Origin of the sequence: Gemmata obscuriglobus (assembly GCF_008065095.1) — a bacterium.
Taxonomy (GTDB): Bacteria; Planctomycetota; Planctomycetia; order Gemmatales; family Gemmataceae; genus Gemmata; species Gemmata obscuriglobus.
This window is the reverse complement of record NZ_CP042911.1, coordinates 5414098-5439333: the sequence shown is the minus strand read 5'-3', so window position 1 is coordinate 5439333 and position 25236 is coordinate 5414098. Positions and strand designations below refer to the sequence as shown.

The following is a 25236-nucleotide window of genomic DNA, read 5'->3' as shown; positions in this document are numbered from 1 at the left end:
ACGGGAGGTTACCAGTCGGACGGGATTTGTGGAAGGCAGATCACACGGCCAGAGGCTTCTCGGTCGCCGCACCCGGGCGCACGCGGCGCCACGCCGCACCCGCCAGCCGGGTCAGCACGCTGCCGGGCGCAATCGGGGGCGGCTCCGCGGCCGTCAAATTGGGTCGCAGCACCATAAGCAGTACCAGCGGCAAATACCACAACACGTACAGTCCGCCGTGGTCCGCGTGCCAGAACTGGACACCAATCAGGATCGCCGCGGACTGCGCCACAAGGTGCGACAGGTTCTTCCGAGTCGGCCAAATGGTTGTGCTGACCACGAAGCCCACGAACAACACGAAAAGTGGCAAGCGGTACGCCCAGTGCGTCCCGCTCCACACGCTCTCGGTCGTCGGCGGCGTCCACGGCTTCCAGTAAGCAAGGTTCAGCGCCTCCACCGCCCCGCGCCCGGTCGGGCCTGCGAGCCACAGGACAAGTGCTGTCACCCCGATGCTGACGGCACTGGCCGTCAAAAACGCGAACCCGAATCGCATCGCGCCGCGGCGGCTGAAGAAGCCGAACCACAACGGGAACAGCAACGCTGGGAACACCCCACACCCCACCGCCAACCCGAGGAGCCAGCCGGCAAGGGTCGGCCGGCGGTAACAGAAGATCGCCCACACCAAGAACGCCGTGGGTAGGACGTGGTGAAACTGCCCCACGTTGTAGGCCGTGTACGGTAGTAGCGTGTACAGCGCCGCGGCGGCTACTCCGGTCGTGATGTCGCCGAAGTGGCGCCAGCCGATCATCAGCAACCCGATCAGGACCGAAGCGTGACCGAGCATCGCCAAACTGCGCTCGGCCCAAAAACGCACGGCCTCACGCGACGCGTGCCCGCCGTTAGTGTCTTGAGCCTGCTGCACGACTGCGGTGGCGGTGTCTTGCACCTGATCGATGGTCGCGGACTTCTTGCCCACAGGCTGCTGGTTCGCCTGATCGGGGGTCGGGCGCGTGGCCACCGCGGTGAGGCCCACGAACAGGGCGATCCCGAGCCACGCGAGCCCCGGTGTGTTCAGGTTGGTGGCGAGCGGCGGCCGGCGCACGAGCACCGAGTCGAGAATGGCGCGTAGAAACCAGAACAGCGACCCGGCCAGTAGCCAGAGGTAACCCAAAGTGCGTTCGCGGCCGGCGCGGCGTGCCAGGTCCCCACCGGGATCACCACTCTCCCGCACGGCGGCTTCGAGATCGGCAACTTCTCGCAAAATCAAAAATCCCGGCACCAGCAAGAACAGCATCAATAGGTCTAAATTTCGGACGGACAACAGGCGGTTGAACTGGAAAAACAGCGCGACGGTCAGGAACAGCGAGAAGTAGAACCACGTCGCTGCGTTGGGGAGTCGGAAATCAAGAAATATGGACGCTTCCACGGCATCAAATCCCGGTCGGACGTTTTTCGAGTCGCGATGCGGGCAGCGCGCCGAACAGTTAGTTGATAGGCGCACCACAGGCGGCTGTCAACTCGCACGCGCGGCCCTCCGGGCCTGGACAAACGTAACCATCAGTAAGTTCAATACAATCGCCCCGGTCGGACAACGGGCTGCGTAGAATTTCTTCTTTGTATGGCGCCAGCAATTCGCGAAGGTTGAACGCAATGCGGATCCTGCTCACCAATGATGACGGCATTTACGCCCCCGGCTTGCGCGCGCTCCGTTTAGAGCTAATGAAACTCGGGACCGTCACAGTCGTGGCACCGGCAACCGAACAGAGCGCTGCGGGTCACTCGGTGACGCTCCTCACACCACTCCTCGTGAACGAGGTGTTCGAGGACGACGCGAGGACGTTCGTGGGTTGGGCGGTCGAGGGGCGCCCGGCCGATTGCGTCAAACTCGCGCTGCTGGAACTGCTCCCGGAACCCCCGGACGTCATCATCAGCGGCATGAACGCGGGCAGCAATGCCGGCATCAACGTGCTCTACTCGGGTACGGTCGCGGCGGCGATTGAGGGCGCGTTCTACAAGCAGACCGCAATCGCGGTGTCACTCGAGTACGACAAGAAAATTTACGACTACCAGGCCGGCGCGCGTTACGCCCGCCAAGTGATCGAGCAAATCCTGGCGCAAAAGCCTGGCGCCGGGAGCCTGTTCAACGTCAACATCCCTGTGCTGGAACGTGGCCCCGTCCGCGGCGTGAAGGTGCTACCACAAAACGTGTCGCCGTACGTGGAGAAGTTCGACCGGCGGGTGAACCAGCGCGGACGGACTTACTTCTGGGCCAGTCCGGAGTTCACCTGCCCGGAACCGCACCCGGACACCGATGTTGACGCACTGCGTGAGAGCTTCATCACTGTGACGCCGCTCCAGTTCGATCTCACCGATCATGTCCGCATGGCGCAACTGAAAAAATGGGAGTGGAGAATAGAAAAATAACCATAGCTGCACGGTGCGATTAAGACATCAAATTCGCAAGCGGGATATTTATAAACGGGCGGCGAGACGGATTTGCAAGCGTCACAGGGTCAATAAGTCGCCCGTCGGTGAGTGGGCTGGGAATCGAAGTGGTCCGGTCACTTGGCCGTTGCCACTCTCCAGCGCCCGAATCTGTGTGCAGCCCGGGCTGTGGCCGGCGCGCGAACCAAGTCGCGGCCGCGTGCCTCCAACACAACACTCCAAACGCCCGAGGCTTACCAATGTCCGAACCTGTTCCCCGGGTCATCAACTTCTATTCTGTTGCCGCCGAGTACGGCTGCTTCTCGAATTTCTCCCGCCACCCAGTCTTCCTGCGGGGAAAGCGGTGGCCGACCACGGAACACTTCTTCCAGGCGATGAAGTTCGAAGGCACCGAGCATGAGGAGCAGGTGCGGCTCGCCAAGCGGCCGATGGACGCCGCTAGCATGGGGCGGGACCGGAAGCGCCCACTCCGGCGCGACTGGGAAAGTGTGAAAGAGCGGATAATGATGGACGGCTTGCGCGCCAAGTTTACCCAGCACGAGGAACTCAAGGCGGTCTTACTTGGGACCGGCGACGCAACCCTGGTCGAGCAAACCGCCAACGACTCGTACTGGGGAGACGGCGGAGATGGGAGCGGCAAAAACCGACTGGGATACCTTTTGATGCGGCTCCGCGAGGAACTGCGAGCCGAGCAAGTGTGAACCCAAAAGATGTCACGGCCGCGGGCCACCCGTATTATCGGGCGGCCCGCGGCCGTGACATCTTTGAAAAGCGAATCACGGACCGAACCCGCCAGCGGGTACACCACCGGTCCCGATCCCGACGTAGAACCGTGGCTCCTGGAAGAACGCGCCGTCGCCTGCCACCAGGGCAAGGTCCTGGAGCACGAAGTCCGGGTTCCCATCAGGAAGGAACCCGAAAATCGATGAATCGTCGTCTTCCGGATCGTAGTAGGACGGTCCGCGGCTCTCCGGAGTGAGATACGCCACGACCATGTTGACCACCCGCGAATACCCAACCGGGTAGGGGTTGAATGCGAGTTCGAGAAGGCCACGCCCGTCGTACACACGGACTTGGGGAGCGGTGTTCAGCCCTGCTGTGATTTGGCCCACATAGATCTCTGCACCGCGGGTCCCGTCAGTACTCCCGGCTGCGAGTGTCACGCCCTGGGACGTAGACGGGTCGAACGCGAAGAACGAGAGCCGCTGGTTGATCTCTCCGGTAAATACGCTGAACGCTTTCACGTGCGCGCTACTGGTCGCGGAGCCGACGATCACCTCGTCATAAGCGTTCGTGTCCACGCTGCTCGCGCCGAAGGTATCCGACCGGGTGGTGTCGATGCTGCCGGCGGCGACGACCACCCCGCCCCGGTATCCCAGGTCGAACGCCAAGAAGCTGCGGAGGATGGTCCCCTCTGCGTCGGTCACCACCACGTGCGGGCTGCCGCCCGATGCGGCCCCAACAATAATTTCTTGCTTGAAATTTTCGCTCACGGTGCCGCCGGCGTACCCGCCGCCCGCGATTCCACCCAGAACGTTACCGACTGCGATGTTCACCCCGCCCCGGAAACCCGGATCGAACGCGTAGAAGCTACCCAACTCGGTCCCGTTCGCGGAGAACACCTTTACGTGCGGCGGGCCGTTGCCCGCAACGGCGGCGATAATCTCCATGTCGCCGTCGCCGGTCACGTCTCCGACGGCGACATTTATCCCACCGGTGAAACCGGCGAAGGGAACGAACGAAAGAAGCGGCTCGGCCTGTCCGGCGGTGGCGCCGTTAAGCCGCCACACCCGAACCGTCCCCAGCGTACCGGGACCGGTTCCTGTTACGTACTCGTTCTGGGCCGTGTAAATGGTGCTGGTCGGGAAGTCTGGGAGCAAATCGCCAGCGGCGATGCTGAGCCCACCGGCGGGCACGGTCACACCGTTCACCGAGATCTGCTGCACGCCGCCGGGGCGTGACAGAAACGTTGGGGTGGTCCGGTCCTCAAGGTTCTCGACTAACAACCGGGCCGAACGGGCTCCGGACGGTTGGGACAGGGCTGACATATCTCCCTCCGTGAGAGCCGCTGCGGCCGCCTTTGGTCGTTCCATCGGTCCGCCAGCGAGATACCGTTATAACTCTACCCTGGAAGCCCTTCACCACAATTAAGATTTGGTGAGGGCAGTACCTCTTTTGCACAGCCGGGCGTTAGAATCGGAGACAAGAAAGAGGTTTGCCAGAAAACCCGGACCGCTCCGGCCCGCGGGGCCAGCAGATGTCGCAGGGGCGGCGGAACAGGACCAAGGACACATACCAGTTCCGCGCCGTTTTTCCCAAAGCGCTCTAGTACCCGCCTTTTTACGGCGATACACTTCTTACCAATTGGATTCGCAAGTTTTTAGTTCCGTTTTTTAGTTCTGCACCGCAAGCAGAACCCGTCAGCGGTGATTGGCGCTGACCACAAGTGATTCGGAACTCGAAACCGTTTGAGCCGCACTGCCGAACACCCAGTATCCATCACTGCCGTACCGATAGAGGTTCCTCATGGCATTTTCGCGTGGCCCGCGCGCCGGTCGTGCGTTCCTCCAAATGGAATCCCTCGAGGACCGGCTAACACCCGTATACGACCCGAGCCTGCCGCTTGGCCCGCAGGTCGCTGCCGGGGATATTCTGGGCGACCGCGTCACCGTCGTCATGAACAGCGGTGCCAGTTCTGCAGTCCTTTCGGCGGCGCCGTTCGCTACGGAAGCGAGATCTCTCGGGTTCAACATTTACAGCGTTCGGCTGGCTGCTGGAACAGATCTGACTAACGCGATCGCGTATTTGGCCGCACAGCCCGGTGTTCAAGCGGCTGAGCCGGACCTGGTCGTCCGCGCCGATCGCCGGCCCAATGATACGGACTACAAGTCGCTCTACGGCATCCCGCTGACGGGCACCAACCTCGCTTGGAACGTTAGTACCGGCAACCCGGATTTTGTGATCGCCGTGATCGACAGTGGTGTGGACTACACGCACCCGGATTTGGCGGCCAACATCTGGACCAATCTGGGCGAAATTCCGGACAACGGGGTTGACGACGACGGCAACGGTTACGTTGACGACGTGCACGGATACAACTTCTCGAACAACACCGGTGACCCGCTTGACGTGGACCCCCACGGGACGCACGTCGCGGGTACGATCGGGGCCGTCGGGAACAACGGCGATGGGGTGACGGGGATCAACTGGAATGTCAAGATCATGGCCCTCAACTTCTTGGGGACCGGACCCGATTCCGGCGCCCTCAGTGGGGCCATTGCCTCGCTCAACTACGCGGTGACCATGGGGGCGAAGGTATCGAACAACAGTTGGGGTAGTGACGGTGGAGGCCGAAGCGCGGCGTTCACCGCCGCGCTCACCGCCGCGCGAGACGCCGGGCACATTTTCGTGAGTTCGGCTGGGAACGGTGGCTTCGACGGGGTCGGGGACAACAACGACCAGAACCCGCTCCGCATGCCGTCGAACTATTCCACACAGTTCGACAACGTGATCGCGGTGGCGGCGATCGACAACAACAACCAGTTGGGCTCGTTCTCGAACTACGGCGTCCGGACCGTCACCCTGGCCGCACCGGGCGTCCAAATCCTCAGCACCGTCCCGGGGGGCGGCTACGACACCTACGACGGCACCTCAATGGCGACCCCGCACGTTGCGGGTGCCATCGCGTTGTACTGGGGGGCCAACCCCACACTCACTTACCAACAGGTAATTGACAAACTGAAGAGTTCGGTGGACGTGTACCCGAACCTGATCGGCAAGGTCGCAACCGGCGGGCGGTTAAACGTCGCCAATATGTTCGACTACGTGCCAACCATTCCGCCGGTCGTGGTTCCAGCGCCGGTCGGCTCCGATGTCGTGCGTGTTCTGGCGCCCGGCGGCACTACAGAACTAGCGCTGACCCCGCACCCGGGGTACATGGGCGGCGTAACGATTGCGTCCGGCGATGTGACCGGCGACGGGGTTGCTGACGCCGTCACCGCCGCTTCGTTCGGCGGGCACGTGAAGGTCTTTGACGGCGCGACCGGTGCCGAACTCCGGAGCTTCTACGCGTTCGCCGGTTACCGGGGGCCGATCGACCTCGCGGTCGGTGATGTGAACGGTGACGGGATCGGCGATATTATCGTCGCGGCCAACCTGAACGGTCACATCAAGGTGTTCGACGGCCGCACCGGCGCAATGACGTTCAGCCAGTTCGTGTACGCGGGGTACGCGGGCGCGATCAAGGTTTCTGTGGCCGATACCAACGGGGATGGGGTCAGCGAGTTGATCACCGCTGCCGAAGGTGGGTTGGGCGTTCACGTGAAGACCTTTGCTGCCGGAACCCAGACACTTCGTGACTCGTTCCTGGCGACCCCGCCGGGCTTCTGGAAGGATTTCAGCCTCTCGGCTTTTGATATGGACGGTGACGAAGTCGCAGAACTGCTCGTTTCTCAAGGACCCCGGGTGCGGGTCGTGAACGCGGAAACCAAAGCCGTGCGAGCCGATTTTCTAGCGTTCGATCCGCTTTCGAACGTGCCGGTTGTGGTTCAAGCTGGGCAATTTAAAGGGAACAACAAGCCCCAACTTGTCGTGATTGCCGAACCCCAAGGGAAGTCGCACGTGAAGGTGTTCGACGGACCCGACTTCACGCTGTACGACTCCTTCTACGCAGGTACGCGCTGATCCCGTTACCGGAGCGACCGAATAGCGGTCGCTCCGGTAACGCTTCGGCAAACAGTATCAGATCCGATTAAATGGCACGGGCCGCGAGTTGCACTCGCGGCCCGTATGCTGCGCGAAACCCGGCGCGCCCTCAGTCGTGGACGCTTCCAAGCGACGACCGGAACCGGTCCACCGATAACCGCACCTCTGCGGTCCCTTCTTCCCCGGACGCCCATCCCAGCGCTTCCACGGACACCCCTTCAAGGTGCTTGTAGGTGGTGAAGAAGAACTCGACCTCACGGACGAAGTGAGTCGGCACGTCTTCGAGCTTTCGGATGTGTGCGAAAAGCGGGTCCTTGTGCGGCACCGCCAGCACCTTAAAGTCGTTCGAGCCCTTGTCTTTCATGCGAAAGATGCCCACTACACGGGCCTCGATCAAGCACCCGGAAAACGTCGCCTCGTTCACCATGACCAGTGCGTCGAGCGGGTCGCCGTCTTCGGCGAGCGTCTGCGGGATGAACCCGTAATCGCCCGGGTACACAGCGGAACTGTAGAGGTAGCGGTCGAGCTTGATGAGCCCGGTCACCTTATCGACCTCGTACTTGTTCCGCTTGCCTTTGGGGATCTCGACGATCACGTTCACGACCGCGGCCTCGCCGGTCCCGGGTGGGATCATCATGTAATCGCGAATGTAGTCGCGGCGCGCGAACATACGGGGTTCCTGTGTGGCGTCGGCGGTCTGTGCCGAATGATAGGGTACGGCCGAACCATGCAGAAGTCAGGTCCAGAACACTTCAGGCCGAGTTGCGATTTTGAGGTGCGGTCGGACGGGGCGTTCGGTTCGCACCGGGACCGAGCAATCGGTGGCCGCGCCGGCGGGAGTGCCCCCAAGATTGGTGCTAACGTTTGTGTCGGACCCTGCCGCTGAACGTGGAGCTCGCGCATGGCCGGCCCCGCCGACGCCCAACACGTGATCGAACCCGACCACACTCAGGACTCGCTCGGCCGCGCCGAACCGACCGTCGTCGGCGGCCCGTCTTATGGGCCGCACCGGTACGGGTTCGGCCCGCCGACGGAAGCGGGCGACACCGGCTCCTTCGGGCCGTACCGGATTCTCAAACTGCTCGGCAAGGGGGGAATGGGGGCCGTGTACGCGGCCATCGACACGCGCCTGGACCGCAGACTGGCCCTCAAGGTGATGCTCCCGGAGGCCGCGGCCGATTCCGGCTGCAAGGAGCGGTTCCTGCGCGAGGCCCGAGCCGCCGCGCAGGTCGAGCACGACAACGTGGTCACCGTGTACGAGGCGGACGAGCGCCACGGCGTTCCGTACATCGCCATGCAGTTCCTCCAGGGGTACCCGCTCGACGCGTTCCTTAAGAAGAAGGGGGCGCCCACCCTCGCGCAGACCCTGCGCCTGGCCCGGGAGACCGCCGCGGGGCTCGCCGCGGCCCACCGGATCGGGCTCGTTCACCGTGACATCAAGCCCGGGAACCTGTGGCTCGAGGCGCCCAACGGACGGGTGAAGGTGCTCGACTTCGGGTTGGCCAAGCCGCTCCACGCGGACGTCGAGTTGACCCAGAGCGGTATGGTGGTGGGCACCCCGGCGTACATGTCACCCGAACAGGCCCGCGGGGCGAAGGTGGATGCGCGGAGCGACCTCTTCAGCCTCGGAGCCGTGCTGTACCGGCTCTGCACCAACCGGTTACCGTTTGACGGTCCGACGACAATGGCGGTGCTAATGGCCCTCGGGGCCGACGCACCGCTCCCGGTGCGCGACCTGAACCCGCAGGTGCCCGACCCGCTCGCGACCCTGATCCACCAGTTGCTCGCCAAGGAGCCCGACGAGCGGCCGCAGTCGGCGGGGGAGGTGGTGAAGCGGCTCCTGGCGATCGCGAACAGCACCGGGGCGTCACAAGTGGTGGTCACCCCTGAGCCTAGGGTGGTGTACGTGCCGGTGTCGGTGACCGCCGTGTCCGAGGAGAACCCGTTCGCGGACCTCGACGCGACCGAAGTCGAGCGCAACACGCCGCCGCCGGCCGCGATGCAGAAGGCCGGTCCGAAGCGCCGGTCGCTGGTGCGGCCGGCGGTCGGTGTTGTGGGGCTGCTCGCGCTCGCGGGCGCCGGTGCGGCGCTGCTCGGTCAGGCCGGGAGCCGACCGGAGCTGAAAGCCGAGGCGCCGGCGCCCGCGAGCGCGGCCCCAAAGGGCAAGCCGGTCGCGGCGCCCGCGAAGGCCGCCGCAACCGATCCGGACCGATCCGCCGCCGAGTGGGTGCTGTCGCTCAACGGAGCTGTTCAGGTGAACGGGGAGGAGCGCGAGATCCGCTCCGCGGCCGATCTGCCTGCGGACCGTTTTGCGCTGACGGCAGCCGACCTTACCGACCGCGCGGTTGCGGACGCCGACCTCGCCCGGCTCAAGGACTGTCAGGCTCTGACGCGCATCATCCTCCACGGCACGAAAGTGACCGACGCCGGGCTGGCTCACCTGAAGGGCCTGTCCAACTTGGCGCACCTGAACCTCGCCTACTCCGGCGTCACGGACGCAGGTCTGGCCGACCTCAACGCGTTCCCGCTGCTGACTTCGCTATGGGTCCAGGGCACCACGGTTTCCGACGCCGGCCTGGCCGTGGCGCGGGAACTCCCCGCGCTCACGCACATCGACCTGTCGGGCACCAAGGTGACCGGCCCCGGGCTCGCTCACCTGAAAGGGTTGAAGGGGCTGACGCTGCTGCTCAGCGGCACCGCACTGACGGACGCGAACCTTTGTTATCTGAAGGGCCTTACCGGGGTGGTCGAGCTGTCGCTGAGCGACACGCCGCTCACGGACGCGGGCCTGTCGCACCTCCACGACCTCAAGGCGCTGGGCACGCTGGACGTGCGCAAGACCCGGGCAACGCCGGCCTCGCTGGCCGAGTTGCACAAGTCTGTGCCGGGGTGCCGGATTCGGGACAGTGCGGGAGACCGGCCGCCGCTCGACGTGAACCGGCTGGCGGCCGAGTGGGTGCTGTCCGTCGGCGGTTCGGTGGGCGTGAGCGGACAGCCGCGCGACATCCGGGCCGCGGCCGACCTGCCCCAAGGTCCGCTCGCACTGGCGCGGGTGAACCTGTCGGACCGGTCGGTCAAGGACGACGACCTCGGGCGCCTGGCGGGTTGCACCGGTCTGACCGAACTTGTCCTGCACGAGACCCGCGTTACTGACGCCGCGTTGGGGTACTTGAAGAATCTCGCCCGGCTCCAGTTCCTGAGCCTGACCGGCACCGACGTGACGGACGCCGGACTGGCCCGCATCAGAGAACGCAAATCCCTGACGACCCTCCACCTCAGCAGCACGAAAGTAACGAACGCCGGGCTGGTGCACCTCGCGGGCCTCGCCGGCTTGAGCCACATTCACCTCGACGGGACGGGGGTGTCGGACGCCGGGCTGGTGCACCTGAAGGGGCTCACGGACCTCAAGACCCTGGGCCTTTCTCGGACCCGGGTGCTCGGCCCGGGGCTGGCCCACACGCACAGTTGGAAGCGACTCGACGCGCTGTACCTCACGAACACGGGGGTGACGGACGAGGCGTTCGCCCACCTGTCCCCGCATCACACCCTCCGGCACCTGGGCGCCGACGGCACCGGGCTGACGGACGCGGGCATGGCCCACGTTCGCCACCTCACCGGTCTGATCTCGTTGAACCTGAGTGACACCGCGGTCGGGGACGCCGGGCTGATGCAACTCGGCAGCAACGCGGGGCCGACACACCTGACGGTGCGCAACACGAAGGTGACGCTGCGCGGGCTGCACGCGTTCCACGCGACCGGTCCGTGGCGCACGGTGACCTGGGACGGCGGCCAGCTCGGTCCCACCGAAGCGGATCGGTCGGCCGCGCGGTGGGCGCTGGCCGCGGGCGGAAGGCTACGGGTGAGCGGTGTGCCTAACGAAATCGTGGCCGCCGGTGAGCTGCCGAAGCGCAAGTTCGTGGTGACCGAACTGGCACTCAACGGGCTCGCGGTCTCCGACACCGAACTGGCCGCCCTGAAATACCTCACGGGAATGTCGCGCCTCGACCTCGCCGGGTCCGCGATCACGAACGACGGTCTCGCGCACCTCAAAGGACTAACCGGTCTCCGACGCCTTGGGCTTTCGGAGACACGCGTCACCGACGCCGGCCTCGACGCGATTAAAGCCCTGCCGCTGACAGAGCTCGATCTGCTGGGTACGGCGGTCACGCAGAAGGGGGCGGAGGGATTCCGTGCTGCCCAGCCCGGCTGCAAAGTCGAACGCACTAGGGAGGCCGAGCCGAAAAAGTAGTGTTCGAATCGTTCATGGTTCCGAGTCGTTCCCAGACCGTTGCTGCCCCAAAACGAAAACGGCCGGGCCACAAGGCCCGGCCGTCCCCACCTACAAACCCTTACCCGCGGACCGCAATCCGCCTGGGCTTGATGGCCTCGGTCTTCGGCAGCTTAACGGTCAGAACGCCGTCCTTAAGTTCGGCACTGATCCTGTCCGCTGCGATCGTGTCCGCTACTGCGAACGACCGATGGTAAGCGATCGGGGCCGTGTCTCGGGACGTTTGCCGGCGCCCGTGGATCGTCATCTCTCCCTGCTCAAAGCGGATGTCCACATCGTCCGGGTTGAGCCCAGGGGCGTCCGCAAGCACCAAGAACTCGTGTTCGGTTTCCAGAATGTCCACTCGCGGAGATACGGTAGCCGCACGCGATGATTCCGTGGCCGCCGGTGCGGCCGGCGTTTGCACCAGATTCGACATCGTTTGAAACCTCCTCGGGGCTTTAAGGATGTACTACGGGTTCAGTTTTCGCACTCAGACGCCCTTTACCTGAATCTTTCGGGGCTTCGCCGCTTCGTGTTTGGGCAGCGTCAGCCGCAGCACTCCGGATTCGTACTTCGCATCGACCTTGTCGGCATCGACCAGGGTCGGCAAGGTTACCGTTCGCGCGAACTTGCCGAACGGGCGCTCCTGACGGAGCCAGGACGCCCCGTCAAGTTTCGGGGCCGCTCGCTCGCCCTGGACGGTCAGTTGGTTGCCGCCGGTAACGGTAATTTCGAGTTTCGCGGCGTCGATGCCGGGCAGGTCCGCTTCTGCATACACCGTGTGTTCGTCTTCCCACACGTTCAGTTCCGGACCGGTCACCAACTGCGAGCCGCTGAAGCGGTTCACCCAGCGGGCGAACTCGTCCTGCGCCTGGGTGAGTTCGCTCCACAGCGAGCCGAACGGGTGCTGACGGTTACGGGTCATGTGTCCCTCTCCTCGTCTGTTGTTGGAGTTGTCTCGGGGTGGGACCCCGGTCATCGAATCTGAGTGCCGAACCCGAGAAAAAGATTCACCGTTTTCTGCGGTTCCGCGCGATCGAAGGTGCAACGGTCGTGTCACGTAGTGCACGGGGGACACCGCGTCGAACGTCAGCCAGTGAGCGGACGGTAAGCCCTGCGAAAAGCCACTACCGAAACAGAGCAAGAGAGTGCTACGCCGTTTGCGACAGGCGCCCCAGGAGCAGGGGCACCGATCCACCCCTCCGGAAAACAAGCGTTAGCCATTCGGACACAACCGGTTGCGCTGCGAGCCCTCCCGCAGCGCAACCGTTGCGGAGTTTGGGGTAGGGACGCCCAAGGGCTCGGGCTCAAACTGAGCAACTTGGTGTGTCCGTTGATCTGCTCAATGACGTGACGAGGGGGAAAGCAGAGAGTTAAGACGTTTCGCTTCTGTTATCGTTCAACCGATTTGGACCACCCATTAAATGGGAGATCACTGAACAGTTGTGATGCTCTTAAACGAGCAACAACGGTCCGTATGCTAGGTTCACACAGATTCCGGAAGCCGTGGTCGCGAAGAACTCGCATCAGGCGGGGATGTCGCGGACCTTTGCCATGCGGACCACGTTCCCGCGGCCGTGATACTCGACCTCGGTCATGAACCCGCGCATCAGGAGCAATCCGCGACCGCACGGCCGTTCCAGGTTCTCGATGGCGGTCGGGTCCGGAACGTCGTCGGGGTTGAACCCGGCCCCCTCGTCGGTGATGCGAATGTCGAACCGCTCAGGGGTCACGTTAAACACGATGAACACCCGCTTGTCGGGGTCCAACTGGTTCCCGTGCTTGATCGCGTTCACCAGCGCCTCTTCCAGCGCCAGCTTGATGGCAAAAATGTTGTGTTCCGTGTACCCCGCAGAGTGGAGCGCGCCCTCGATCAATTCCTGAACGCGCCGGGCCTCCGCCAAGTCGCTCGGAATCGAAAGCTCGGTAGCGGTGCTGGTCGCGCTCATGCTCGGGTGCCGGAACCGGCGAATCGAAGGAGGGGCCGGACTCGCCCGGCCCCATACGTGGCGAACGCACGCGGCTCAGAAGCCCTGGAGCCCGGCCTGCTCATCCGGGTAGATCGTCAGGATCTTGTCCAGTTTCGTGATCTTGAACACGTCCAGAATGTCCTTGGCGATCTTGCACAGCACGAGCTTACCCTGCACCGCCTGTAGCTTACGGTGCAACGTGATGAGCTTACCGAGAGCCGCCGAGGACATGAACTCAACGTTCCCGAAGTTCAACAACACTTTGCGACGCCCCAGTTCGTCGACGAGCCGGAACAGATCATCGCCGATCATTTGGATGTTCTGTTCGTCCAGGATCTTCTTATCGACGAAGTTGACGACCGCGATGTCCCCAATGTCTTCGACTTCGAGCCGGCGCTTGCGGGACGGTTGCGACGCCATGACGGTCACCCTTTGCGGGGAGTTTAGAACGGGGGCACGGAACGCGCAGCGACGTGCACGAGCCGATCGATTTATGGGAAATCATTCTGGGTACGGCCCTGTCTGTCAAGTAGCTCGGGCCGAATTTACTGGCGCCGCATGCGGTTCCGGCCGCCTGACCGGCGCGTTTACCCCACCAAGTTCCGCCGGCAGTTGATCTTTTCTTGGGTCACGGGATTGGATCAGCATTTGGCTCTGGCGGGTCGGAACTCCCCGACCCGGATCGGAGTCACGACTGCCCGTGTCGTTACGCCCTACGCTATCGGCTAACGAGCGGGTCCAGGTGTTGGCTGACCGAGAACGCGCAGGGCATCTGCGACGACTCGTCGCGTTCGTCGAGTTCGTCGAGAAACTCCGCAGCAACGTTCACACGGAACGCGGTTCGGCGAACATCAATCAGCCGTAAAGTACACGTCCGTGGGGTTTGACAACACGCGGATGGAACACTTGGTCCGGCGTCAGCGACGATTCAGGTGAAAGGGAGATCCGCGGGGGGCCGAAGATCGCAAGTCGAACATGTCTCATATTTTCGACTTGCGCACCCGCAGACGTTATCTACTTCGCCAGATCGAGGCAGACGAGTTCCTTGTCGTTGCGGACGTACATCTTTTTGTCCGCAAACGCAGGCGCGCACCACACGACCTTACGGCCGAACGCCGCCCCCGTCTGCTCGATCACCTTCGCGCGGTCAACTTCTTCGTACCCTTTCTCGGTGAGCTTTCCGATCACCAACTCGCCGCTCTCGGCGAAGAAGAAGAACCGGTCCCCGTTTTTCACGATGAACGACGTGTCCGAGCCCCGCGGGTCACCGGATAGCGGGCCGGGCGAGTCCCACAGCCGCTTCCCGCTGGGCACCGCGACGGCCATCAGCGCCCCGCCCTCGTCGTGCCCGTAGATCACGCCGTCTTGCACGAACGGTTGCACGTTCACCGGCGACAGACCCGCGCCCTTCTTGTCCTTGAACACGACCTCGACCCCGGGCTTGTCGGCGGTCAGTTTGAGCATCAGGTTTTTGGTCCGGTAGCCCCCGACGAACAGATAATCCCCGCTCCGCACCGGGGTCATGATGATGGACGTGTTATCCGCGTTGTACGGAGTGGTCCAGAGCCGCTTCCCGGTGTCGGGGTCAACCGCGTACACCGACTTGGGCGCCGCGACGATCATCTGCCGCACCCCGCCGGCTTCGGTGAACAGCGGCGGGGCGTACCCGATCTCCTTATCGTCCCCGGCTTTCCAGAGCTCTTTGCCAGTATCCTTGTCGAACGCGACGACGTGGGCGCCCTCGCCGCCAACCAAGGTGATGAGTTTCTTGCCGTCGATGATCGGGTGCGCGGCATAGCCCCAAATCGCGGGCTTGGCCTTGTACGCCTCTTTAAAGTCGAGGTTCCAGACGACCTTACCGGACCCGACCTCGAAACAGTACAGGTCGCCCATCGCACCGAGCGTGTACAGCTTCCCGTCGCTCACCAGCGGCGTGCAGCGTGGCCCGGCCGGATAGCTGATCTGGTAAGCACACGGGTACTCGTACTTCCACAGTTCCTTACCAGTCTTCTGGTCGAGGCAGAGGACCCGCTCCGAACTGGCGACTTTGTTCTTCGTGTCGAACGGGTCTTCGGGGTTCGCGGCCCCCTTCGCGAGTACGCGGTCGGTCACGTACACCTTGCCGTCGGCGATCGCCGGCCCGCTGTACCCAGCGGCCACCGGCGCGCGCCAAACTACCTTCGGCCCGCCGGCCGGGAACTTCTCCAGGACGCCGATCTCGCGCCACACGTTGTCACGCTTCGGCCCCATCCACTGCGGCCAGTCGTCCGCGGTGACAAATGGGGACGTGCCCACGGCGACCGTGAGCACCACGAACAGGGTGCGGAGCTTCATGCGAGTTTCTCCGAAGTGTGGGCAAAGTCACCTTCGACGGTGTACCGAACGCGGGCCGGTTCGGAAACGAACTGGCTTCACGGCAGTGCCCCTGTGTATAGTAGGCACGCCAAGAGAAGGAGCCACCCGTGAACGCCCACGCTATCGCCCGCCCGCAGGTCGCGGTTCTCGCCGGCATCAACGGGGCCGGTAAAACGACCGCCTCACAGCACCTGCTGCGCGACGCGATGCGAATCCCGTCCTTCACGAACGCCGACGCCATCGCCCGCGGGCTGAACGCGTTCGATGGCGAATCGGTCGCGGCCAAGGCCGGGCGCGTGATGCTCGATCACCTGCACGAACTGGCCGCGGCGCGCCGGAACTTCGCCTTCGAGACCACGCTCTCGGGCCGGGCCTACGCCCGCTGGCTCCGCGAACTGGCCCAGAGCGGTTACGCCATCCACCTGCTGTACTACTGGTTGCGAAGTCCCGATATGGCAATCGACCGGGTCGCGGAGCGCGTTCGCGCCGGCGGGCACCACGTCCCGGACGACACGGTCCGCCGACGGTACTCACGCAGCGTACGCAACTTCCTTGAGCTCTACCGGCCTGTCGTAACAACGTGGCAGGTGTATGATAATAGCTACGGGGTGCGGCACCTGATCGCCTTCAATAATAGCTTCTTTGATACTGTTCTTGACCCCGAAACATGGGACCTATTCCAGCGGAGTGCCGACGATGGCGGAGCAAATGATCCTTCCGGCGATTGAGATGCCCGACCTGTCCGCAATCGCCCGCGCGCACGCCGCGGCCAACCAGGAGGCGCTGCTCGAGCACGCGCGCATGGGCCGCTCCGTGTGCGAGTGGCGCGACGGCAAAGTTGTGTGGATCGCGCCGGCCGAGATCTTCGCCCGGTACGGGCTCGACGAGTTCGGCCGCCCGAAGGCGTGAATCGCGCCAACACGCACCGTCCGCGGTGGTTAGAATGGCACCATGAACGCCATTCTTCTCGCGGGAGCGGCCCTCGTCGGGTTGCCGGTCCTGCTGCACCTGATCATGAAGCAGGAGCCCAAGCGGCTCTCGTTCCCGGCGTACCGCTTTCTCAAGCAGAAGCTCAAGACCAACCAGCGCAAGCTGCGCCTGCGGCACTTCATCCTGCTCGCGCTGCGGATGCTCATCATCGCGCTGTTCACGCTCACCCTGTACCAGCCCTCGCTCAAAAGCGACCAGTTCAACATCCGCGGTGAGCAACCGGTCGCCGCGGTCATCGTGATCGACACCAGCCCGAGCATGGGGTACGCCCCGGACAAGCTGTCCCGGCTCGACGAGGCCCGTCAGCGCGCGATCGAACTGCTGAACGACCTGCCCGACCGGTCACCGGTCGCGGTGCTCGACACCGCCGACCTCTCCGCGGTGTGGCTCCAGGACACCGGGGCCGCCCAGCGCCGCATCGAGGACCTCAAGGAAACCCGCGGCGGGGGGCACAACGTCAGCGCCGCCATCGCCGCGGCCTACCAACTGCTCGCGAAGGTGGACCAGGAAACCGACGCGGCCGACCCGCTTCAGAAGTTGGTCGCTGTGTTCACCGACCGCACCGCGTCGTCGTGGGACGGCACCCGCACCGAAGACCTCAAGAAGCTCCGCGAGCAGGTCCCCGATCCGAAGCCGACGCACGTTGTGTTCGATTTCGGCCCGGACCAGCCGGTGAACGTGTCCATCCTCGCCGTGGAAATGAAGCCGCAAATCGTCCCGGCGAACCAAACCGTCACGGTTGATGTGACCGTGGGGGCCGTCGGCGCGGCGGGCGAAGCGATTGAGGCGGTTGTTACCCCGAAGCTCACCGGCGCGGCGAAGGCCGACGGCTCGCTGGCGAAGCCGGTGAAGGTCGTCAGCGGCCAAACGCAGCGGCTGTCGTTCGAGCTGCGGAACCTCAAACCCGGGCTCAATCAGTGGGAGTTCGCCCTCTCCAAACCGGACAACCTCGCGGCCGACAACGTCCGGTACCTGACGTTCAAGGTCGGCGCGGCCCGGCGCATCCTCACCATCACCGACGACCCGAAGGGGGCCACGTTCTGGCAGGTGGCGCACCTCACCAAGGAAGAGTTCGACTGCCTCGTGGTGACGCCGAGCCAAATCGAAACCGCCGAGGGCGGACAGGCGGTGGTGAAATTCGCCCCGGACCCGAAGAAGCCCGCGGAACTCGTCACCGAAGACCTGCGCAGCTTCGAGACGGTGTGCCTGCTGGCCGTGAACAACCCGAACCTGCCGGCTGGCAGCACCCTCTGGGACAAGCTGCGCCCGATGCTGCGCGCGGGCGGCAAGCTCATCGTGATCCCGGGCCGCGACGGCTGGACCGATCCCGCCGGTTATAACGACGTGGCGAGCGACCTGATGCCCGGCACCCTCGGCAAGGTGATCGACACGCGGCGCGTGACCCCGCCGCCGCCGCCGCAGACGGCCTCAACCTGGGAGGAACCCCGCGAGGGCAAGAACGGTGTGACATGGGTTCTGGACGAGAAGGCTCTCGCGCACCCGCTGTTGAAGCCGATCGACGCCTGGCGGCAGCAACGGACCGAGCGGCTGAACGTGATCTCTAACCCCCGCGTGACCTGGAAGTTCTGGGACGTGACGCCCGCTGCCGGCGCAACCGTGGCGGTGCGGTACCGCGACGCCGAGAAGCCCGAGCAGCAGCACCCGGCGGTGTTGGAGCGAACGGTAACGGATCCGAACGACGGGAACAAGCCGAAAGGCAAGGTTGTGCTGCTCACGACGCGGATGGACGTGGGCGACGACCGCGACAACTGGCACAACTACTGGGCGCAGGACGGGTCCTGGTTCGTGGTGTTTCCGAACCTGCTGGTGCGGTACCTCGCCGGCGACACCGAGGACGCAAACTTCAACTACCCGACCGGCGCAACGGTGACGGTCCCGCTGCCGCGCGGGAAGTTACAGCGGGAGAGCGTGGTGCTGTTCGAGGGGCCGCCTAACGTGATCGTGGGGAACGATGCCACGATCCGCCCGGGCGACAAACAAACGGAGCTGCGCATCAGTCCGCCGAAGACGAACGCCCCCGGCAACTACGCGCTGTCCGTGCGTCCGGGGGCGACGGAGGTGTGGCGCGACGGGTTCAGCCTGAATGTGCCGGCCGACGAGAGCAATCTTGCGAAGGTCGATGTGAAGGATGTGGAAGAGTTGGTCGGCGAGGGGCGCGTGATCGCGGTGACGCCCGCGACGAAAAACGTGTCACTGGCCGACCTGTTGACAACCACCCTGGGCGGGCTGATCGACCTGTTCCCGTGGCTGCTGATCGCTGTACTCGGGCTGCTTGTGGGCGAGAGCTTCATCGCGAACCGGTTCTACCGCCGGGTGCGATAGGACCGGTTCGCGATCCCGGCGGGCGGCAAGCGTGAAACGCGATACCGCTTACCGCACCAGCCGGCTCACCCGCGTCGCGCCGTCCTGCAACTCGAACTTGTACCCGTCAGGGAACGCGTCCGCGAACTCCTCCTGGTGCGACACGAGCAGAATGCAGTGCAGGTGCCCGCGGAGGTTCTGAAGTTCCTGGATCATCACCTGCCGGCCGGCCCGGTCCAGGCAACCGAACCCCTCGTCGATGATGACGCTCTCGATCGGCCGGTGCTGCTTGCTCGCGTACTGGCCGATCCCCAGCGCGAGCGCCACCGCCACCCGGAACCGCTGGCTCCCGCTCAGGAACGCGACGTTGATCGCCCCCCCGCCGGTCACGCGGTTCGCGCACTCCAGGTCCAGCGCCTTGTCGGTCCCGGCCTCGGACTCGACCAGCCGCATGAACAGTTGTCCGCCGCTCAGCCGGTCCAGAACCGCGTTCGCGTAGTCCACGATCTGACGCTCGGCCTGGCGCACCAAGTGGCGCTGCAAGCGGTCGCGGCCCAGCAGCTCCGCCAGCACCTTGTGGCGGTTGTGGTCGGCGTCCACCGCGCGGAACCGCTCCGCCAGCTCGAAGCGCTGCCGCCGGTAGTCGTCCAGCACGCGCCGGCGCCCCAGCGCGTCGAGGTGCTGTTGGTTCCGAAGGTCCAGCTCCTTTCGCGCCGCGGCCACCTCGTTCCGCACGTCGTCCGGCGAGCGGCGTTCCTCTTCCGGGAACGCATCGGCCTCACCTTCGAGCTGCTTGATTTCGGCCCGGAGCGGGTCCAACCCGCCCCGCGCGGCCTGGAGCTGCGTGTACCGCGCTTCCGTATTTTTGGTCACCAACTCGTCGAGTTCGTCCTGCCACCGCGCGCGGTCCGTGAGCCCCGCAGTTTCGAGCGGCTTCTGCCACGCGGCCGGGAGCGCCTTCTTCGCGCGTTCGATCGACTCACCGCTCTGCCGGCGGCTCGACTCCTCAAGCTCCAGTTTGCCCGCGATGGTGACCAGTTCTTGCTCCGCGTTGTTCACGGCGCGCTGGTAACGTTCGATGTCGCCCTCGGTCGCGGTGATCTCTTTCTTACCCGCTTCCAGCGCCGCCTTAACGCTCTTCTCTTCGCTCTGCTTCGCGACGTATTCCTGACGTAGCGCACCCGGGTCGCCCCCGGGCAACGCGCGCTGCGCCCGCGCGAGCCGCTCGCGCGCCGAGTCGAGTTTCGCCCGCAGAGCCTCGGCCTTTTTTGCCTCTTCCTGCGCGGCCTTCAACCTCCGGCGGGTGAGTTCGATCCCGCGGGCCTCGTCGTTGAGTGCGGCGAGATCTTGCCGGTTCGGGTACGTCACCGCCGACCAGTCGGCCGGCTCCGACGGGCCGAGCTTCTGCTTGAACTCGTCGGGCAGCGCGAAGTACGTTTGCCGGCACGCCTCGGTCAGGCGCTTGATGTCGGCGGTCGTCTGCTTGAGCGCCGCGTCGGCGTCCTTCCACCGGTCGCGAAGGTCGGTGAGCCGCTTCCGTTCACTGACTTCTTTCGCGGCAAGTTCGTCCTCGCGCGTGCGGGCCTTTTCCGCCCCAACGGTCAGCGTCTTGAGCCGCTCCTCGGCCTTTTTCGCCTCGGTCTCGCGGGCCTTCTTCTCGTCCGCAAAATGCTCCGGCGTCAGCTTCTGGCCGCACGCGCGACACTTCGTGACGCCGGTCATGCTCTTGAACTCGTCGGCGAGTTCGCGTGCCTGCCGGGCGAGCGCGCGGGCCTCGGCCGTAGCCTGGTCCTTTGCGGCCCGGTCCTCGCGGGCGGCCTTCGCATCGGCCTCGAGTTGCGTGAAGTCCTCTTTCGCCTTGATGCCCTCGGCCTTGAGCCGCGACTCGTCGGCGCGGACCTGCCGCTCGGCCGTGACCGCCTTCGTGAGTTCGGAGCGGTCCTGGTGCAGGCGGTCCAAAAGCGCGACGTGCTGGGCCAGCAGCGCGAGCCGCTCGTGTTCGGTCTGGAACTCGCGCACCCTCGCGTCCGTGTCCTTCGGGAACGGCTTCAGCTCGTCGTCCAGGCGCGCGATCTCGGACTCCGCGTCCTCGACCTGTTTAACCTTTTCGAGGACCGCGGTCAGTTCGCGCAAGCGCGTTTCGAGGTGCCCCTTTTTGGCCTCGTTCTCGGTCTGCGTGGTTTTGAGCGCGGCGAGCTTCTTCCGGAGCTGCGAGAGCGTGTTATCGGTCTTACGCCGGGTCTCCGTCACCTCCTCGCGCTCCTTGGTGAGGCGGTCGGTGTTGCGCTCCGACGCGTTGACCCGGCCGCGCTCGGTGACGATCGTGTTGACCGCCGGAAGCACGTCGCGCAGCTCGCGCAGCCGGGTGTGGTCCTTCTCGATCGCGACCGCGGTGCCGAGCAGCTTTTCGGCGCCCTGGAGCTTCGCCCGCACCCCCTGGAGCTTGGCCTGCGTGTCGGTCCAGCGCCGCGCCCGCAGCTCCAGTGCGTTGAGGTGGTCGATGCGCTCCTGCACGCGCAGCCGCGCCTCATCCAGCTCCAGAATCTGCGCCTCCACCTCGGCGTACTCCTCGTTGGTGACCTCCTTCACGCCGAGCAGTTGATTCGTGAGGCCCTCCAGCTCGCTCTTGAGCGCGCGGCGCTTGTCGTCGGCTTTTCCGTGAAGTTTCTGGTAGCGCTCCAGGTCCACGATCCGCGCGAGCACCCCCGCGCGCCCCGCCGGGGTGCTGTCGAGCAGCTTTTCCGATTTGCCCTGGAGCAACAGCACCGACGACGTGAACGTCTCGTAATCGAGCCCGATCTTGTCCTTCACCCAGGCGTCGAACTTCGCCCTGTATTCGGTCCCCGCCACCGCCTCCCACGTCTCGCCGGTGATCTCGCTGTGCGTGTGCTTCAACACCTGCTGCGTGCTGGCGACGCCGCTCTGGCGCTTGCGCACGGTCCGCTTGATCCGGTACAGTTGTCGCTCGCTGGTGAAGTCGAACTCGACGCTGAGGGTGGTGGCTTCCTTGTTGATGAGTTCGGCGGCGCTCTGGCTCCCGCCACGGTGGTGGCCGAACAGTGCGAACGTGACCGCGTCGAAGATGCTCGACTTGCCGCTCCCGTTGGTGCCCGACAGCATCCACAGGGGCGCGCCGTCGAAACGAATCTCCTGCTCGTCCTTGTACGAGAGGAACCCGGACAGCTTCACTCGTTGCGGGATCATTTCGCCGTCTCAATCCAGAAGGCAGTAACGGCCGCAAAAAAGCACGAAAGACTCAAAAGAGACTAAAGAACATCCGCTCTCAATTTGTGTTCTTCTGCTTCCTCTTGTGCCTTTTTGCGGCCATTACTGCTTAGTTTTCCAGTTCCTTCAGCAGCCCTTCCGCGATCTTCAGGATCGCGTCCCGTTCGCCCTCGTCGTGCTGAACGAGTTCTTGTCCGAGGTACTCGCGCACCGTTTCGCCGAACCCTTTTCCGCCGGCGCCCTCCGCGGGGTTCACCAGCGTCGGGCCGAGTGCGCCGGTTTCCTGCCAGTCGCGGGCGTACCAGCGCGGGAAAATGCGGTCCAGGTCGCGCAGCACGTCTTCGAGCTGGTCCTTGCCCGAGGTGTAGCGGATCTGAAGGTTCACGAGGTCGTTCTGCGCGTCCGGGAACTCCTCCCGCAGCCGCGGGATGTCCTGCGCCGGGTCCAACACGACCACTTCGTAAATCGGAGTGGAGGGGAGCGACAGCACCTCTGGCTCTCCGTTCCGCCCGGTTCGGCCGATGTCGACCAAAACGACGCCCTTCTGGTCGCCCTGTTCGCCCAGGTCCATGCGTTCGATGCTGCCGCAGTAGCGCATGTGCGGGGCGCCAACGACTTGCGGCTTGTGAATGTGCCCCAGCGCAACGTAATCGAACTGCTGCGGCAGGTCCGCGCCCTCGACCACCACGTCCTCTTCGATCGTGATCCGGAACAGGCTCGGCCCCACCGTCGAACCGTGAATGTGAACGTGCGCGCTCAGCACGGCGGGCGCGGTTGGGTCGTATTTGGGGTGCGCGCGGATCTCGCGCAGCGCGTCGGCCCACGCCGACACCAGCAGCGCATTTTTCTCCTCAGGGCTGCCATACTTCAGGGCGGCGTCGCCGCGGAAGAACCGGTGCGGGGTCGGGAACGGCATCAGCACGAACTGCACCGGGAACCCGTCCGTGCGGTCTTCGAGGCGCAGGAACGTGGGCTCGGCCGCGAGGTAGAGCCGCCCCGGGGGAACCACCTCTCCGGGGCGCCCGATCGTGGGCGACGCGAGCGACATCGCGCTCACGAGCGTCTGGCAGAAGTTCTCGTTGTCGTGGTTGCCGGTGAGTGTGAGGATCGTGCCGCCGGTTTCGAGAAACTCGCGGAACACCTCCTGCCAGTGCCGGATCGTTTCGCGCAGCCCGTCCGGGCGTGCCAGCTCGCTGAACAGGTCGCCGGCGACCAGGAGCACGTCCACGTTCTGCTCTTTGCAGTGCGCGGCGACGCGCTCGACCGCTCGGCGGAGGTCGTCGGTCCGGTCGATCCGGCCGAGCCGGTCCCCCAGGTGCCAGTCGGCGGTGTGGAGTATTCTCATACCCGCGTATTGTGCCGCCGCGCCCCGCGCCGCGAAAGGTCAGATAGCGCCTCGGGTTCCCGTTGATTCACCCCGCGCATGTCGTTAAAGGACCGCAACCTCCGATGCTAGACGGAACTCCGATCGATGTTGCGCTCCCCGTTCGCGCTGGCTCTTTGCGCCGTTTGCCTCATTTGCGCGCGCCTCGGCGCTCAGGAGCGGCCGGCCGTCACAAATGCACCGGTCCAACCGGTCGAGGCCACCTCCCCCGCGGAACTGGTGCCGGTGGCGGACGGACCGAAGGACAAGCTCACGGAACTGATGCAGCGCGTCTCCCACCTGGAAGACGAGCTCAAAAAGTCCAAGCAGAAGGCCGCCGACGCCGCCAAGAAGCCCACACTCAACTGGTCCTTCCAAATTCAGGCGGACTCGATCTGGTCCGATCAGGACGCGGTGAACCGGGCCGCCGTCGGTAGCATCCCCGACGGGGCGGCGTTTCGCCGTGCCCGCTTCAACATGTTCGGTGAATACGGCCAGGTCGAGTACCGACTCGGCTTGGACTTTGCGCTCCCGGGCCGGCCGTCGTTCATCGACGTGTTCGTCGGCCTCAACGACGTGCCGTGGCTCGGTCACGTCCGCGCCGGGCACTTCTTCGAACCGTTCGGGCTCGAGCAGTACAGCCAGAACCGGTTCATCACGTTCATGGAGCGGAGCCTCCCGACGGAGCCGATCAGCCCCGGCCGCAACACCGGGGTGATGGCGTTCGACACCTACGCGGACCAGCGCGGGACGTGGGCCGTCGGGGCGTTCCACACCGACAGCGACGTGTTCGGCGACGACACCGGTAACGATTTCCGCTCCGCCGCGACGGGGCGTGTGACGTACCTGCCGTGGTACGACGAAGCAACCGACGGTCGCGACCTGCTCCACCTGGGGCTCGCGTACTCGGCCCGGGCCACGAAGGGGGGCCAGGTGCGGTTCGCCGTGCGCCCGGAGTTGCGTTCCGGGTCCGCCGCGCCCAACGTGCCCAACTTTGTGGACACCGGGGCCGTCGGGGCCGGGTTCTATCAGCTCATCGGGGCGGAAGCGCTGCTAATCCGCGGCCCCTTTTCGGCTCAAGGCGAGTACGTCCTCGTCCCCATCGACACCTACGCCAGCGGCGCGGTCTACCTTCAGTCCTGGTACGTGTACGGCAGCGTGTTCTTGACGGGTGAGAACCGGACGTACCGGCGCAGCACCGGCATGCTCGACCGGATTTCGCCGCGCCGCGATTTCGTCGGCCGGGAGTCGCGGAGCTTGGGCCGCGGTCCCGGCGCGTGGGAACTGGCACTACGGCTTTCGCACCTCGACCTGAACAACGGCGGCGTCCGCGGCGGCCGGCTCACCGACCTGACCGCCGGCCTCAACTGGTACTTGAATCCGTATCTGCGCATCACGGCGAACTACATTCGCGCGTTTCAGACCACCCGAACCGGGCAGCACGGCGCCGCGGACCTCTACGGCGTGCGCGTCGGTTTCGATTTTTAAACCGCCCCCAAACACTTCGTGCAAGCATAGTCCAGCGGACTAATGCCCAACACTTTTCTCCATCCGTAAGGGGCGGCGTCGGCGCCAGTAATACAGGTAAAACGGTGCGCGGGCCGGCGCGCCGC

18 protein-coding genes are annotated in these 25236 nt (G+C 64.8%); 8 read left to right on the top strand and 10 right to left on the bottom strand.

Going from position 1 to position 25236, the window contains the following annotated elements; genetic code table 11:
* Positions 1 to 40: 40 nt before the first annotated feature.
* Positions 41 to 1405, bottom strand: coding sequence for a hypothetical protein (locus tag GobsT_RS22745; RefSeq protein WP_010037521.1), 1365 nt, complete (start codon positions 1403 to 1405; stop codon positions 41 to 43).
* Between the two features lie 224 nt (positions 1406 to 1629).
* Here GobsT_RS22745 and surE point away from each other — a divergent pair, with 224 nt between their 5' ends.
* Both surE and GobsT_RS22735 read left to right on the top strand, forming a co-directional pair.
* Positions 1630 to 2403, top strand: coding sequence for a 5'/3'-nucleotidase SurE (gene surE, locus GobsT_RS22740; protein ID WP_010037518.1), 774 nt, complete (start codon positions 1630 to 1632; stop codon positions 2401 to 2403).
* Positions 2404 to 2663: 260 nt separating this feature from the next.
* Positions 2664 to 3125, top strand: coding sequence for an NADAR family protein (locus GobsT_RS22735; protein ID WP_010037511.1), 462 nt, complete (start codon positions 2664 to 2666; stop codon positions 3123 to 3125).
* A 75-nt stretch (positions 3126 to 3200) separates the two neighbouring features.
* Here GobsT_RS22735 and GobsT_RS22730 read toward each other — a convergent pair whose 3' ends face one another.
* Positions 3201 to 4472 carry a hypothetical protein gene (locus GobsT_RS22730; RefSeq protein WP_029601288.1) on the bottom strand — a complete coding sequence of 424 codons (1272 nt, stop codon included), beginning with the start codon at positions 4470 to 4472 and terminating at the stop codon, positions 3201 to 3203.
* Positions 4473 to 4950: 478 nt separating this feature from the next.
* Here GobsT_RS22730 and GobsT_RS22725 point away from each other — a divergent pair, with 478 nt between their 5' ends.
* Entirely contained in the window at positions 4951 to 7107 is a 2157-nt protein-coding gene (locus GobsT_RS22725; protein ID WP_109570915.1) for a S8 family serine peptidase, read from the top strand.
* 130 nt (positions 7108 to 7237) lie between these two features.
* Here GobsT_RS22725 and GobsT_RS22720 read toward each other — a convergent pair whose 3' ends face one another.
* The gene (locus tag GobsT_RS22720) at positions 7238 to 7798 is read right to left on the bottom strand and encodes an inorganic diphosphatase (protein WP_010050036.1); all 561 of its coding nucleotides are present in this window, start codon (positions 7796 to 7798) and stop codon (positions 7238 to 7240) included.
* 231 nt (positions 7799 to 8029) lie between these two features.
* On the opposite strand from GobsT_RS22720, the gene GobsT_RS22715 reads away from it, so the two are divergent.
* Positions 8030 to 11377: a protein kinase domain-containing protein gene (locus GobsT_RS22715; protein ID WP_109570916.1), complete on the top strand. Its 3348-nt coding sequence runs from the start codon at positions 8030 to 8032 to the stop codon at positions 11375 to 11377.
* A gap of 100 nt (positions 11378 to 11477) precedes the next feature.
* Here the strand turns inward: GobsT_RS22715 and GobsT_RS22710 are convergent, their stop codons facing one another.
* The 5 genes from GobsT_RS22710 to GobsT_RS22690 form a co-directional block, all read right to left on the bottom strand.
* Positions 11478 to 11834, bottom strand: coding sequence for an Hsp20/alpha crystallin family protein (locus GobsT_RS22710; protein WP_029601024.1), 357 nt, complete (start codon positions 11832 to 11834; stop codon positions 11478 to 11480).
* A gap of 54 nt (positions 11835 to 11888) precedes the next feature.
* The gene (locus tag GobsT_RS22705; protein ID WP_010043057.1) at positions 11889 to 12323 is read right to left on the bottom strand and encodes an Hsp20/alpha crystallin family protein; all 435 of its coding nucleotides are present in this window, start codon (positions 12321 to 12323) and stop codon (positions 11889 to 11891) included.
* 601 nt (positions 12324 to 12924) lie between these two features.
* On the bottom strand, positions 12925 to 13347 hold the full coding sequence (locus GobsT_RS22700) for an ATP-binding protein (RefSeq protein WP_010043056.1): 423 nt from the start codon (positions 13345 to 13347) through the stop codon (positions 12925 to 12927).
* A 75-nt stretch (positions 13348 to 13422) separates the two neighbouring features.
* Positions 13423 to 13788 carry an STAS domain-containing protein gene (locus GobsT_RS22695; protein ID WP_010043054.1) on the bottom strand — a complete coding sequence of 122 codons (366 nt, stop codon included), beginning with the start codon at positions 13786 to 13788 and terminating at the stop codon, positions 13423 to 13425.
* Between the two features lie 594 nt (positions 13789 to 14382).
* On the bottom strand, positions 14383 to 15702 hold the full coding sequence (locus GobsT_RS22690; protein WP_010043049.1) for a PQQ-binding-like beta-propeller repeat protein: 1320 nt from the start codon (positions 15700 to 15702) through the stop codon (positions 14383 to 14385).
* Between the two features lie 128 nt (positions 15703 to 15830).
* Between GobsT_RS22690 and GobsT_RS22685 the strand changes: the two genes are divergently transcribed.
* Genes GobsT_RS22685 through GobsT_RS22675 form a run of 3 tightly spaced genes read left to right on the top strand, consistent with a single transcriptional unit; the run spans position 15831 to position 19056 of the window.
* On the top strand, positions 15831 to 16451 hold the full coding sequence (locus tag GobsT_RS22685; RefSeq protein ID WP_010043048.1) for an ATPase: 621 nt from the start codon (positions 15831 to 15833) through the stop codon (positions 16449 to 16451).
* On the top strand, positions 16420 to 16632 hold the full coding sequence (locus GobsT_RS22680) for a hypothetical protein (protein WP_148087841.1): 213 nt from the start codon (positions 16420 to 16422) through the stop codon (positions 16630 to 16632). Before GobsT_RS22685 ends, GobsT_RS22680 begins: the two co-directional genes overlap by 32 nt.
* Before the next feature lie 42 nt (positions 16633 to 16674).
* Positions 16675 to 19056, top strand: a complete 2382-nt coding sequence (locus tag GobsT_RS22675) for a BatA domain-containing protein (RefSeq protein WP_010043045.1) — start codon at positions 16675 to 16677, stop codon at positions 19054 to 19056.
* Positions 19057 to 19104: 48 nt separating this feature from the next.
* On the opposite strand, the gene GobsT_RS22670 is transcribed toward GobsT_RS22675, so the two are convergent.
* Positions 19105 to 22239: an AAA family ATPase gene (locus GobsT_RS22670; RefSeq protein ID WP_010043043.1), complete on the bottom strand. Its 3135-nt coding sequence runs from the start codon at positions 22237 to 22239 to the stop codon at positions 19105 to 19107.
* 130 nt (positions 22240 to 22369) lie between these two features.
* The gene (locus GobsT_RS22665; RefSeq protein WP_010043040.1) at positions 22370 to 23605 is read right to left on the bottom strand and encodes a metallophosphoesterase family protein; all 1236 of its coding nucleotides are present in this window, start codon (positions 23603 to 23605) and stop codon (positions 22370 to 22372) included.
* A 126-nt stretch (positions 23606 to 23731) separates the two neighbouring features.
* Here GobsT_RS22665 and GobsT_RS22660 point away from each other — a divergent pair, with 126 nt between their 5' ends.
* Positions 23732 to 25111 (top strand): OprO/OprP family phosphate-selective porin, encoded by a 1380-nt coding sequence (locus GobsT_RS22660; protein ID WP_010043038.1) that lies wholly within the window; start codon positions 23732 to 23734, stop codon positions 25109 to 25111.
* Positions 25112 to 25236: the final 125 nt, after the last annotated feature.

Coding starts and splice junctions, on each gene's coding strand:
- surE (WP_010037518.1), top strand. CDS start 1,630: ATGCGGATCCTGCTCACCAATGATGACGGCATTTACGCCCCCGGCTTG.
- GobsT_RS22735 (WP_010037511.1), top strand. CDS start 2,664: ATGTCCGAACCTGTTCCCCGGGTCATCAACTTCTATTCTGTTGCCGCC.
- GobsT_RS22730 (WP_029601288.1), bottom strand. CDS start 4,472: ATGTCAGCCCTGTCCCAACCGTCCGGAGCCCGTTCGGCCCGGTTGTTA.
- GobsT_RS22725 (WP_109570915.1), top strand. CDS start 4,951: ATGGCATTTTCGCGTGGCCCGCGCGCCGGTCGTGCGTTCCTCCAAATG.
- GobsT_RS22720 (WP_010050036.1), bottom strand. CDS start 7,798: ATGTTCGCGCGCCGCGACTACATTCGCGATTACATGATGATCCCACCC.
- GobsT_RS22715 (WP_109570916.1), top strand. CDS start 8,030: ATGGCCGGCCCCGCCGACGCCCAACACGTGATCGAACCCGACCACACT.
- GobsT_RS22710 (WP_029601024.1), bottom strand. CDS start 11,834: ATGTCGAATCTGGTGCAAACGCCGGCCGCACCGGCGGCCACGGAATCA.
- GobsT_RS22705 (WP_010043057.1), bottom strand. CDS start 12,323: ATGACCCGTAACCGTCAGCACCCGTTCGGCTCGCTGTGGAGCGAACTC.
- GobsT_RS22700 (WP_010043056.1), bottom strand. CDS start 13,347: ATGAGCGCGACCAGCACCGCTACCGAGCTTTCGATTCCGAGCGACTTG.
- GobsT_RS22695 (WP_010043054.1), bottom strand. CDS start 13,788: ATGGCGTCGCAACCGTCCCGCAAGCGCCGGCTCGAAGTCGAAGACATT.
- GobsT_RS22690 (WP_010043049.1), bottom strand. CDS start 15,702: ATGAAGCTCCGCACCCTGTTCGTGGTGCTCACGGTCGCCGTGGGCACG.
- GobsT_RS22680 (WP_148087841.1), top strand. CDS start 16,420: ATGGCGGAGCAAATGATCCTTCCGGCGATTGAGATGCCCGACCTGTCC.
- GobsT_RS22675 (WP_010043045.1), top strand. CDS start 16,675: ATGAACGCCATTCTTCTCGCGGGAGCGGCCCTCGTCGGGTTGCCGGTC.
- GobsT_RS22670 (WP_010043043.1), bottom strand. CDS start 22,239: ATGATCCCGCAACGAGTGAAGCTGTCCGGGTTCCTCTCGTACAAGGAC.
- GobsT_RS22665 (WP_010043040.1), bottom strand. CDS start 23,605: ATGAGAATACTCCACACCGCCGACTGGCACCTGGGGGACCGGCTCGGC.
- GobsT_RS22660 (WP_010043038.1), top strand. CDS start 23,732: ATGTTGCGCTCCCCGTTCGCGCTGGCTCTTTGCGCCGTTTGCCTCATT.